At 42.3% G+C, this 13,575-nt stretch carries 6 protein-coding genes; 5 read left to right on the forward strand and 1 reads right to left on the reverse strand.

The annotated features are described in order from the left end of the window. Positions 1-66 precede the first annotated feature (66 nt). Positions 67-1,827, reverse strand: coding sequence for a pilus motility taxis protein HmpF (gene hmpF, locus H6H03_RS11460; RefSeq protein ID WP_190955252.1), 1,761 nt, complete (start codon positions 1,825-1,827; stop codon positions 67-69). Positions 1,828-2,419: 592 nt separating this feature from the next. Between hmpF and H6H03_RS11465 the strand changes: the two genes are divergently transcribed. The 5 genes from H6H03_RS11465 (at position 2,420) to H6H03_RS11485 (ending at position 13,560) form a co-directional block, all read left to right on the forward strand. After that, positions 2,420-3,595: a response regulator gene (locus H6H03_RS11465; protein WP_190955253.1), complete on the forward strand. Its 1,176-nt coding sequence runs from the start codon at positions 2,420-2,422 to the stop codon at positions 3,593-3,595. A gap of 335 nt (positions 3,596-3,930) precedes the next feature. After that, on the forward strand, positions 3,931-4,296 hold the full coding sequence (locus tag H6H03_RS11470) for a response regulator transcription factor (protein WP_012412195.1): 366 nt from the start codon (positions 3,931-3,933) through the stop codon (positions 4,294-4,296). Positions 4,297-4,309: 13 nt separating this feature from the next. Continuing rightward, positions 4,310-4,840 (forward strand): chemotaxis protein CheW, encoded by a 531-nt coding sequence (locus H6H03_RS11475; protein WP_190955254.1) that lies wholly within the window; start codon positions 4,310-4,312, stop codon positions 4,838-4,840. 14 nt (positions 4,841-4,854) lie between these two features. Beyond that, positions 4,855-7,797: a methyl-accepting chemotaxis protein gene (locus H6H03_RS11480; RefSeq protein ID WP_190955255.1), complete on the forward strand. Its 2,943-nt coding sequence runs from the start codon at positions 4,855-4,857 to the stop codon at positions 7,795-7,797. Between the two features lie 105 nt (positions 7,798-7,902). Beyond that, on the forward strand, positions 7,903-13,560 hold the full coding sequence (locus H6H03_RS11485) for a hybrid sensor histidine kinase/response regulator (RefSeq protein WP_190955256.1): 5,658 nt from the start codon (positions 7,903-7,905) through the stop codon (positions 13,558-13,560). The last annotated feature ends 15 nt before the right edge of the window (positions 13,561-13,575 follow it).

Genomic DNA, 13,575 nt, shown 5'->3' on the forward strand with positions numbered 1-13,575 from the left:
AGCTAAAGTTATTCTTAGGGACTTCCAAATAAAAAAATATCCCACTGTTCACAGTCAACGGACTTTTTAAGACGCTAACAATTCTGGTTGAGATATCAAACTTTGAAGAGTTTGGCGCATCTGAGCGATCGCCTGTAGCTGATGATCGCCAGTCTCCTTGAATCGATCCAAAGATTCTCCAATTCCTTGGAGTTTTTGCCGTAAACTGTCTAGACAATCCTGAATTGGTTGTAGTGCTTCTTCGTAGAGGTTCACTCGACCACAGCATTGAGCGGTTGCTGTTCTTAAAGACAGCAAGTTTTCTTCGATCGCTTTGAGTTCTTGCTGCTTGTCTTCCAAATCGTGGGTTTGATTGTCAATCATTCCTTGGGCTAAATCGATACCAGCACGCATCTGTTCAATCTCGCGTTCCAACTTTTGGATTTCCTGTGAATATTGTTGTCGCTGGGTTTCAATTTGTAAGAGAATCGGCTCTAAATTAATTTGATTACCCTCTTGTTCGTCAGGAAGAGTATGTCCTTGTCGCCGCAGCAATATATTTTGATGTTGCTTGAGAAACTTCTGCCGCTGTAGCATGTTGCGGCGTTGTCCCACTAAACTAGAATTTAACATCTGATAGTGGTCGTTTTCATCCCTTAGTTCCAGTTCTAAATTGATGTGATCCTGGTCAGATGCTTGGTTTAATTTCTTTTCTAGTTCTTCTATAGCTTCTTGCTTATATTTCAGTTCTTGTTCTTGATCGTGAACAAAGCTTGCGTCTATTTCTAATTTCTGCTCTAAGTCTTGGACTATCTTTTGTAGTTCATCTAGAGGCATTTTTTGTAAAGCTTCCACATCAATTTTCTGGCCAAGAACCACATCACCAGATGTTGCAGCTAAAGTGTGAATTTGTTGATATAAATCTTCTTGATTGCGTAACTGTTCTTTAAGTATTTGAATATAGTCTTGCTTGCTGTTAAGCTCTGCTGTACTAATCTGCAATTGCGCTGTTTGCTGGACTAGCGAATTTTGTCCTTGTTGCCATGCGTTTTGGCGATCGCTAAATATTTGTGACAAGCGCTCAACTTCTTCCTGTTGTTGAGCGATCGCAGTTTTTTGTTGCTGTAGTTGTTCCCAATGGGGACTTAGAATAGCTTGCTGCTTTTCTAGCAATTCAAAGCTAACATCGAGGTCTTGTTTTACTGTTTCTGTGGGAAGAATGCGATTTGATAAGCGATCGAGTAATTCACTCATCGCCCGACTTTGCGCTTCATCCAAAGTCGTCCCTTGTTTAAAATCAACTTGACGCTCCTCTAACCGGCGCTGCTCGCCGCGCAAATGCTCCCAAGCGCCTTCCAATTCCTGACGGTTGCGCTCAATTTCTGCTTGTAAGCGTTCAATCTCCCCACGAGATGTATCAACTTCCTGTTTTTGCTCCTCTAGTTGTTGCAAATCCTCTTCCATGTTTTGCAACTGTTCCAGGCGTGCTTCCATTTCCATTTCACGGCGATTCAACTCTTGCGCCTGAAATGTCAGCGACTGTTTCCACTGATCTATCTCATCTTCCTTGAGCTTAAATTTTTCCAATTGGCGAGAAAAATTCTGCAAAATATTGACTAGCGGCCGCCCTGCTTCTTGAATCCTTTGTACTTGACGATTCGGATTCAGTTCCACCAGTACCAAGGCGCCATCATTTAATTTACTTGCGTCTTCAGCGGCAATCACTTCTTCCGACACAGTACTCCAATTCTGGTCAGTTCGCTGACAAGCTAGTAGTTTCAGTTCGGTTTTGCCACCACCACTGAGTAAACCACCTTTCTGTTTTTGTACTTCTGCTAAATACAGCACACTGTTAGTCCTTATTGATGCACTTAAATTTCGTGTTTTGAGATATACCTGAGATAATTCTGTTAACTTGTTTCACGGAACCGAAGTTGAGGAGAACAAAACAGACAAAACTATTTATAGACGCGAGATGTTACGTCTTGATACTTATAAAAGCGAGTTGGCCGCGCCTTTATATTTTGTACTGATGACAGTGATGATGACTTCCGTGTTAACACTAGCTTTGTCAAAGTGTATTACGAAAGATTAAGGTTTATAGCTGTGTCGATTTTAGATTTTAGATTTTAGATTTTAGATTTTAGATTAAAAATTACCTTGGTACTACTTTACTACGGAACACCATGCGTAACTTGCTTCCACAAAGTGGTACAAAGAAACAAGCTATATGCTCCGATGTAAATTGATGAGAGTCCGCTCAAGTCTGGAGACCCCTGCACCACAGTAGCTCGTCGGCAAATCCAAAATTCAAAATTTCAAATTCTCAAGTCCTTACCCAAAGCGATCGTTTCAATCCAAAATCTAAAATCCAAAATTGATTGATAGACACAATTCACAAATAATATAAACGCCACTATTAGGAGTATTTTTTAACTCAATGCAGGGAAATTTAAATGAAATTGATATTTGCAGTATTTTGCAACTAATTGAATTGGGACAACGAACTGGGCAACTATGGGTAGAAGCTCATAGCTATTACCATAACAACAAATCTGGTACAGACAAAGCTAGTAAATATCCCGCCAGACAACAGTCTTGGTTCGTTTTTTTCCTTAATGGTCAAATCATCTATTGCCAACAAGGGGAAAGTAGCTTATCCAGAATTAGCGATTATTTACATCATTACCGAGTTGAGATGCGGCTTGCCGACAAACAAATTGCTTCCCTCTCATCAACCGACGCACCAGAGTATGCCTATCTTTGGGCACTCTTGGAACAGAATATCATCAGCCCCAAAATAGCCGCCAGTATTATCCAGGGTTTGGTGCATGAAACCCTATTTGATTTGCTGAGCTTACATCAAGGTAACTTCATTTTCCGTCAAGGTGCGGCACTCGCCCCACAATTAAACACTTTTGAGATTGCTCGCTTTGTGACAAAAATTACTAGGCAAGTGCAAGAATGGAAGCAACTTTATCCGCATATTCAGTCTCCCGAACAATTACTGGTGCTATCTGACAAAGTTCACACACACTCGTCGCTACCAGCAGCAACCGTCAATAAACTACAACATTGGGCTGATGGTAAAACATCCCTGCGTCAACTAGCTCGTTATCTTAACCGAGACATTTTGACAGTCGCTAAGGCAATATATCCATATGTGCAACAGAGTTGGCTTCAGTTAGTATATTCACCAACAAATCAACCGGAGATTAACACTGACAACTCAGAATTGAATAAAAAAAACAGGGGGCGGATAGTATGTATTGACGATGCGATCGCCATCGGTGAGACTATAAATTCCATCTTACAAGCACAAGGTTATGAAGCGATCGTCCTCACTAATCCCTTGGAGGCGATGGGTCTAGTTTTTCAACTTAAACCAGATTTAATTTTATGCGACATTGCTATGTCGGAATTAGAAGGCTACGAGGTTTGCGCTATGCTGCGACACTCAACAGCATTTCGGCTCACACCGATTATCATGCTTACGGGTAAAGATGGATTTATCGATCGAGTCAAAGCTAGCATGGTCGGCGCAACAGATTATTTAACTAAACCATTTACAGACAATGAATTACTAATGCTTGTAGGGAAATATATCAATAACTAATGAAAATGGGCATTGGGCATTGGGCATGGGGCACTTGTACTGAGCGCAGCCGTTGGCGCAGCCTCTCGTAGAGAAGTATGGGGCATTGGTTTATTCCCCGCGTCCCCGCGTCTCCCTCATCTCCCTCATCTACGGAACAGATAAACAGATTCAATACTTGTGGATCTACTAAAAGATGAGGTAAAAGATGTTATCACAGAATGAGCCAACCCAGTGAAACCTCAATATCTAGGAAATTAGTGAAAAGCTAAATTTAATTTATACAGTTAATACTTGCGGGGGAATCAGGGAATGTTCCAAATAGGAACGTTACATCAGGAGGTAGATAGACACTTATGAGTACAGTTCTGATTGTAGAAGACAGTATCGCGCAAAGGGAGATGATTACAGACCTCCTCAAAGCAACTGGACTAACAGTCACCCATGCCAGTGACGGATTAGAAGCATTAGAGGCAATTCAAGTAGCACCTCCCGATTTAGTGGTGTTGGATATTGTCATGCCCCGGATGAATGGGTACGAAGTTTGTCGGCGGTTAAAGTCCGATCCAAAAACCCAAAATGTTCCTGTGGTCATGTGTTCTTCCAAAGGCGAAGAATTCGATCGCTACTGGGGCATGAAACAAGGTGCAGATGCCTACATCGCCAAACCATTTCAACCAACCGAGTTGGTAGGAACAGTCAAACAACTGCTGCGAGGATAAGGATAAAAGCAATATGGTCAGCAAACCGGACTTTTTAAGTGGCAGTGGTCAAGATCATTTCCGACCAGAATTACAAGTAGAAAGTCCTGAAGGTGAGTTACATTTGAGGTTTTACATTCCCTCGCATCAGGAGTTTGCACTACAAGCAACTGGCATCCGGGAAGTAATCGAACTAAGTCCTGATAGAATCACCCCGATTCCTAATGCTTCTCCTTTACTTTTGGGTACTCTAAATTTACGAGGTCGAGTTATTTGGGTGGCTGATTTGGGTCAATTTTTAGGCGAACCAAGTGTATTAAACACGGATAAAGCTGAAATTCCAGTAATTGCCATTGAAGAACAAGACACAATAGTGGGTTTAGCAGTAGAGGAAATCGGCGGTATGGACTGGCTGGATGTCCAGAATCTCATGCCACCAACAGGTGTTCCAGATACTATGGCCCCTTTTTTACGTGGTGAGTGGGTATTAGGTGCTAAAAATAATCAGTGTCTACGACTGCTCGATCAAACGGCTATTTTACGGAGTGCGCGATGGGCAGGATGAAATTGGAGGAGGAAATGGGAGCAAGTATTGACGATCGCGAACCAACATATCAACAGGCGATGACCGCCTATGTTCAAAGGAATTACGACGTTGCCGCCACTTTAGTTGACCAAGTGGTGCAAAGTTTGCCAGATGACCCAAACTCCCATTTATTAAGGGGTCACATCTACTATGTTTTGCAGCAGTACGATGTCGCAAAACAAGAATATCAGCAGGTATTAGACTTAACTGACGACCCAGAAATTATTGGTTTTGCCAATAATGGAATTGAGAATATTAATCAATACCTAGAGTCGTTTGGTGGTCAGCTTGATACATCTGCAAGGCAAGAGCAAATAAATTCCCTAGAAATGTCCGATCCGCTGGCATATAGCGAAGAAGAATTAGAAGATTTGCCTGCTAGTGAGGAATTTGACAGCCAAAATTTGGATTTGAATTTTTTTGAAGATGCTCAACAAACTGTGAATCCAGTTGAAGAACTATCTTCAAATAATCCATTTGATATACCCACAGAAGGCAATATTGCAGCAGAAGACATATCAGATTCTTCTATAAATTTTGGGGAAGATCCTTTTGCCTTAAATGAAGAATTAGAGGAACAAGAGTCCAATAGCAATAGTTTGGAGGAAGAAGCCGAATTAGAGTTACCTGCTTTTTGGCAAGAAGATACCTCCCAAGAAGGTCTGGAAGAATCATTAGTGAGTAGTCATTTTACAGAAAATGCAATAAATTCCACTAACGAAAACTCAGCTATTAACAATCATAACTACTCTTCAAATTCTACCTCATCAATTGGTAATAATAACGATAATTTTGCCGATTTTTTGAGTGATTCCCAGCCTCAAGATTATAGTGTTGAGAGTTTAGAACTTGAACAACCTCATTTTGCAGACGAAACTGTATTGATTGCTGAAGAAAAACCTAACAATCGATTTCCAACCAATAACTTAGAATATAACACTCAAGATAATTCTTCAGCAAAAAAATCAAGTAATTGGTTGGAACAAAAAGACTTGGATACAGAATCAAAATTCCAACCAAATTTTTCTCATAATTCTTCACCTGGTGACGACAATTTCATTTCGGATAAAAAGCAGTTTAAATCAGTTGAATTCTTAGATAAAAATAGCTTTGATGACGATGAAAGTTTTGATATCCAGGCATTTGAGTCTGCTTTTGGTTCAGAGAGCTTTGACTCTGATGAAGAACCAAACAATATAATGAATCGAGAAAATTCTAAGAGCAATATAGAATTTTTAGATGACTTTGAGGAATTCGATGATTTAGGTAATATTCCAGGGTTTGACCTCATCGAAGGAGATTCTGATTTTGCTGATGTGGCGATGCATTCTGCCGCAGCAGAAACCGGTAGTACTGGACGCGCTCAAATCCTGGAGGCTTTTCCAAGTACTACAGCAGATCGGGAAGAGGAACTATTTACGATCACTGGTTCGCACGAACCAGTTCCAGCCTTTACCCAAGCAGAGGTCTCGAAGGTAGAACCCAATGTCAGCGTCGAGCAAGGCTGGTTAGCACCGTTAGAAAATGCCCCCATACAAAGGAAGCAATGGTTAATTGCTGGGACTGTGGGTATTGCCTCAGCACTGGTTGTAGCCACAGTTAGCTTTGTTGCTACTACGTTTTCTCCAGCCCAACAAAGGGAAAGTGTGCGGAATACAGGTTGGGCAATGGCACTAGCGGCTGGTTTGACGGGTTTTGCTACCGCAGGCTTCATGGGAAATATCACACTCAAGCAAATTCGGCGCACAACCAAGGATTTGCAAGCTCAGTTTGACGCTGTAAGTCAAGGAAATCTGAATGCTCAAGCCACAGTGTATTCGGAAGATGAATTGGGGCATTTAGCCAGTGGCTTTAATGAAATGGCGCGAATTATTTTCACGACCACAAATGAAGCCCAACGCAAAGCCGACGAACAAGAGGAAGCCAAGGAAAATCTGCAACGCCAGGTGATTCGGTTGTTGGACGATGTGGAAGGAGCAGCCAGAGGCGATTTAACAGTGCAAGCTGAAGTCACAGCCGACGTACTCGGAGCCGTAGCTGACGCCTTTAACCTAACAATTCAAAACCTGCGGGATATTGTCCAACAGGTAAAAGTGGCAGCCAAGGAAGTGACAAAAGGTGCAACTAACTCGGAAACTTTTGCTAGAGCCTTGTCTAGTGATGCTTTGCGCCAAGCAGAAGAATTGGCAGTGACGCTCAATTCTGTACAGGTGATGACCGATTCGATTCAGCGGGTAGCAGAAGCGGCGCGAGAAGCCGAAACCGTCGCCCGCGATGCAAGTACGATCGCTCTCAAGGGTGGCGAAGCAGTAGAAAATACTGTGGCAGGGATTTTGGAAATTCGCGAAACTGTTGCCGAAACAACTCGAAAAGTGAAGCGGTTGGCGGAATCTTCCCAAGAAATTTCTAAAATTGTGGCATTGATTTCTCAGATTGCTTCCAGAACCAACTTGCTCGCACTTAACGCCAGTATTGAGGCGGCAAGGGCGGGAGAAGCTGGACGCGGGTTTGCAATCGTAGCAGATGAAGTGCGCCAGTTAGCAGATAAATCTGCCAAATCCTTGAAAGAAATTGAACAAATTGTGATGCAAATCCAAAGCGAAACAGGCTCCGTAATGACCGCGATGGAAGAAGGTACACAACAGGTAATTAAAGGCACAAAACTGGCAGAAGAAGCCAAGCGATCGCTCGAAAACATCATTCAAGTGGCAAATCGCATCGATATCTTGGTGCGTTCCATCACTAGCGATACTGTGGAACAGACGGAAACCTCTCGCGCCGTCGCTCACGTAATGCAATCAGTAGAACTCACAGCCCAAGAAACTTCCCAAGAAGCACAGCGAGTTTCAGGTGCCCTACAACACTTAGTAGGTGTATCCCGCGATTTGATCGCCTCCGTGGAACGTTTCCGAGTGGAAACCCTTGAAAGTAGATAAATTATCATTTGTCATTCGTCTTTCGTTATTTGCTAATGACCAATGACCAATGACTAATGACCAATGACCAATGACTAATGAGTAATGACTCTTGACTAAAAAACTATGCTGCCGGAACAACAACAGCGGATTTTGGGTTACTTTATTGAAGAAGCCAGGGATCACCTGAATACAATTGAACAGGGGTTGCTGAATCTAGAAAGTACCCTTAACGACCCGGAAATGATTAGCGAAGTCTTCCGGGCGGCTCACTCCATCAAAGGAGGAGCGGCAATGCTTGGATTGACTAGCATCCAGCATACATCCCACCGTCTGGAAGATTGTTTCAAAGTTCTTAAAGAACATCCGGTTCAGATTGACCAAAAGTTAGAGTCTTTATTCCTCGGTGTATCTGATACCCTGAAAGCGCTGTTAGAGCATTTAAGCGGGCCCTATGGTCTTTCTGAAGAGACAGCTAATACATTAATGTCAGAAACTGAGCCTGTTTTTCAGTGGCTCAATGAGCATTTAGAACAACTTGTAAAACAAGGAAATAGTGGAGTAGCCGGTTCATCTGCAACGGAACATGGGGGTTCCGTAGAGAATGTCTCTACACTGACCGAACTTTTCCTGCGGCGAGATATTCCCAGTTTGGCAGAAGACGGGCATCAGGAATCTACAGAAATATCTTTCGCTGTAGCATCCCAAGAGGTGTCATCTTCAGCCAGCGCCAAACAAAATCTTGATTGGAACGAGTTTCAAACCCAGGTGCTACAAACACTGCGGGAAATGTTGCAATTGTTTAAGCAAACAACAACATCTTCAACTCGGCAAAATCTCCAGGAATGCTGTCATCAGTTAGTGAAACTTGGCGAGGCTTGGAATTTGTCCAAGTGGTGCGGTTTGTGCCAAGCGGCGGCGAGTGCGATCGCCAATCCCGAAAATACTTATTTAACTTTAGCTAAAATCGTCATTACCGAAATCAAGCAAGCTCAAGAATTAGTTCTGCAAGGCAAGGAAGCCGAAATTGCAATTAGTCAACAACTAGAAGCACTGTTGAACTTTGCAGAAATTGAGTTGTTAGAAATTTCCCGTGATTTAGTTGACGAACAGTCTCCAGCAGAGTCAATTGCTCAAAAAACTGAAGATGCCCAACAGTTAGCGATAACTAACTTATCTGAGCCAATTGAAGAACTTAATTTTGAAGAAGATACAGGCGATCGCGCCTCTTTTGAGTTACAACAATCACCAAACGCTGCAACTGAGGCTAGCTTTACTTTTACTCTACACGAAGAAGTACATCCAATTAGTAAGAATCATGACCCCAACGGGCCAGAGGTAGGAATAGCTGAGTTAAATACTCTTGCCGATTTATTTGAAGGTGAGACTCCTGATTTAGATGAACCTTGGCATCAAGAAGAAAGTTTAGAAATTACTTCTACTGATGAATTGGGAATTGGTTTCAACACTAATGAAACGGAAGATTCTGATGGCGACTTATCAGATTTACTTTCATTTGATGAGGATGCCAGCAATGAACCGCAGACTACAACCACTGCTAAGACAGAAGATTTATCGCTGTTATTTGGCGACAACTTCCTAGAAAAAGATAATTCGGAACCGCGAATTCAACAAAATTCTGCTACGAATGTAGAGTTGAGCGATATCAATGAACTCGATTTTAATTTAGATGCAGGTTCTGAAGCAATTTTATCAGAACTTACGGAACAAAAAAATGAAGAAATTGTTCCAAATAATGTTGATGATAACGATGTTGTTGCAGATTTATTATCACTGACAGTAGATGATAACGAGCTATTGATTCCAGGCGAAGTAACTCAACCTGAAAATGACACCTTTGCTAGTGTAGAATTATCTAGCAACCAAGAAAACACTCTTAATAACTTATTTTTAGAAGCTGAAAATAAAAATTGGGTAGAAGAAATTACTCCTAGTGACTATATAGAATTACCTCAGGCAACAGGCTTGTCTTTAGATAACCTATTTGCTGACAAAGAAGAACATGCAGTACTGCCGAATAGCGATTCTGAAATTGCTGATTTATTTGATATATCTTCGATAGATACATCTGAATTCTCTCCAGCAGAAGATGATTTGAGCAACTTCTGGAGCCAGGAAGGTACAGAAGAATCAAACGATGAATTCGATACTTTATCTGAAGCAAATTTAGAAAATGTATTAGAAGATAATTTATTTTCTGGCAGCGGTGATGATATTTTTACTGATAATCAGCATTCCAATCCTTCTGAGATAGGCAGTTTCGATATAGAAGATTTCGATCTGAATTTACAAGATGAAGAACACCTGGCTCTGGCATTATCATTAAATGCTGGGGATGATTTATTTGAAGAATTAACACCTACTAATTCAACTATTTTATCTGAAATTAATGAAGTAGCAACATTAGAAGAATCAGCCCAGTTGTTCGCAGCGCATACTGTAGAAGAGGAAATTCATAGCTCATCGCAACAGCCAGAAACTCTTGATTTCATTCCAGAGTTTACTAATCAGTCCCCAGAGATATCTGCTGTGGATTCTAATCAAACATCTTCAGAGCTAGAACTTAGCACCTTTGATGAAAATTCTCAGTTGCTGTTTGAGGATGTAGCGGTTGATAATTCCACCTACATTCAAATGGAGATTCCAGATGATTTGGTGGGTGAATTACCGGGTTCGGAAACTTCAGAATTAACCCAAGCACAGCCAGATGATTTGTTCGGTTCTTTTGATGAAAATCCCCAGTTACTGTTTGAGGATGTAGCGGTTGATAATTCCACCTACATTCAAATGGAGATTCCAGATGATTTGGTGGGTGAATTACCGGGTTCAGAAACTTCAGAATTAACTCAAGCACAGCCAGATGATTTGTTCGGTTCTTTTGATGAAAATCCCCAGTTGCTGTTTGAGGATGTAGCGGTTGATAATTCCACCTACATTCAAATGGAGATTCCAGATGATTTGGTGGGTGAATTACCGGGTTCAGAAACTTCAGAATTAACCCAAGCACAGCCAGATGATTTGTTCGGTTCTTTTGATGAAAATCCCCAGTTGCTGTTTGAGGATGTAGTGGTTGATAATTCCACCTACATTCAAATGGAGATTCCAGATGATTTGGTGGGTGAATTACCGGGTTCAGAAACTTCAACTTTATTCCAGACAAGCTCAGAAGTTTTAGATACTGAAAATAATAATTTAGAAACTGCTTTTGAATTTGCTGAAAACACAGATTTAGAAAACGCATATCTGAGTTTTCCGAATGATTTATTGTTTACAGAAACTCCTTTATTAGAATTAGAAGAGAACCTAGCAACCATTGATTCGTTAACCGTAAATGAATTAACAGAAACAATTAGTTCTGAAAGTCGAGAAACAGATGAGAAGCTGGAAACAAATTTATTTAATTTAGGAGAGACATTTGAAGCTGCACCAGTCTTAGAGTCGGAAAATGCTGTTGCTCTGACTGAAGAATTGACAGAAACAGAAACTGTTGAAGAAATTGCTCCAGAAGATGAATTTGCAAACTTGGAAGCATTATTAGGAGATGAATTAGCGCCTGTTCCCAAAGCTAAAGAGATACCAGAATTAGATTTTGCTGCCCTGGAAGAATTGTTGGGTACAGATAAAAATGAGGCTCCTGCATCTAGCGATGTCTACGACGGGCTAAGCCAACGCCAACCCTTAACTCAACCAATCGCAGCGACAAATCCCCCTCCAGCAGCACGCGTAGATGAATTTAGCGATTTGGAGAAGTTGCTGGCAGAAGCAGATCAAACAATATCACACTCAGCACTGACAAAACCGAATACCACTAAAACTCCACGCCCCTCTACTCGTCGTACTGCGAGATTTGAAGAAACCATGAAAGTTCCAGTTAAGCAACTGGACGATATGAGTAATTTAGTTGGGGAGTTAGTGGTAAACCGCAATACCTTAGAGCAGGATCACGAACGGTTGCGGCAATCACTAGATAACTTGCTGATTCAGGTACAACAACTCTCTGATGTGGGAGCGAGGATGCAAGAGTTGTACGAGCGATCGCTTTTAGAAGCTTCTCTGTTAGCCGGACGCAAAGCCAAAGAATCTGGCGTTCATTCCCAGGACTCTAATTCCGACAGAGGTTTTAGCGAGCTAGAGATGGATCGCTTTACTCCCTTCCATACACTTTCTCAGCAGATGATTGAGCGCATTGTCCGAGTGCGTGAGTCAGCTAGCGACATTGATTTTGTCACCGAAGAAACCGAACGAGTAGCACGGCAATTCCGCCAGGTTACCACCCAGCTACAAGAGGGACTCACAAGAGCGCGAATGGTGCCTTTCGCCCAAACTATCGATCGCTGGCGGCGAGGTGTGCGCGACAATGCCATCAAGTGTGGCAAACAAGTGGAGTTGGTAATTGAAGGTGGCGATACTTTAATTGACAAGATGATTTTAGATCATCTCAGCGATCCGCTAACGCACATGCTCAATAATGCGATCGCTCACGGTATCGAAACGCCAGAGCAAAGACAAGCGGCTGGTAAGCCACCCGTAGGCATCATTACTATCCGTGCCTTCCACCAAGGTAACCAAACTGTGATTTCTGTGGGCGATGACGGTGCAGGTATCGATCCGGCACGGGTTAAGGCTAAGGCAATCAAAATTGGTATGATTACCGAAGCTCAGGCGAAAAGCATATCTCGCCTGGAAGTGTACGATTTACTATTCCAATCTGGTTTTAGCATCAAAGATCAGGCAGACGAAATTTCTGGTCGTGGTGTGGGTATGGACGTAGTGCGTTCTGCCATTAGCGAAATTCGGGGTACAGTGAACACCGATTCTGCAATTGGCAAGGGAACCACTTTCACAATTCGTTTGCCACTGACTCTGAGTATTTGTAAAGCTCTGTGTTGTGTCTCGGATAGAGCCAGAATTGCTTTCCCGATGGATGGTGTAGAAGATACTCTCGATATCCCAGTTAAAAACATTCAGCATAACGCCAACGGACAATCATTTATTTCTTGGCGGGATACACTGCTGCCATTCCGACCTTTGAAGGAACTTTTAACCTTCAATCGCCAAATTAGTCGCGGTAACGTGTATGGCGGTAACCGAGATGATGATATGGTTTCTGTGGTTGTGGTGCGATCGGCAAATACGTTGATTGCCCTACAAATTGATTTGGTGTTGAGCGAACAAGAAATTGTAATTAAGCAATTTGAAGGGCCAGCACCTAAACCCATTGGGGTAGCTGGTGCTACAGTTCTGGGTGATGGTCGCATTATGCCCATCGCTGACGTGTTAGAAATCATCGACATTTTCCAAGGACGAATTTCCACACAAATTGGTGGTAGTTCTTGGCAACAAAAATCTACTCCTACAGACACTCCTGCTGCGAAGATCGATCCAACTGTGCTGATTGTTGATGACTCAATTACAGTCCGAGAATTGCTATCTTTGACCTTCAACAAAGCAGGTTATCGCGTAGAACAAGCGCGTGACGGTCAAGAAGCTTGGGATAAACTCCGCTCCGGTCTGCCTTGCGACATCGTATTTTGCGACATTGAAATGCCCCGTTGCGATGGTCTGGAGTTACTCTCTCGCATTCAGAAAGACTCTAACCTCAACCACTTACCCATTGCGATGCTCACCTCAAGAGGCGCAGACAAGCACAGACAAATGGCAGTTCAACTAGGTGCAAGTGGCTACTTTACCAAGCCTTATCTTGAAGAAGCACTACTGGAAGCTGCATCACGAATGCTTAAAGGAGAGAAACTAGTTAGCTAAACCAACTAAAAGATT

Origin of the sequence: Nostoc paludosum FACHB-159 (assembly GCF_014698835.1) — a bacterium.
GTDB classification, from domain to species: Bacteria; Cyanobacteriota; Cyanobacteriia; order Cyanobacteriales; family Nostocaceae; genus Nostoc; species Nostoc paludosum.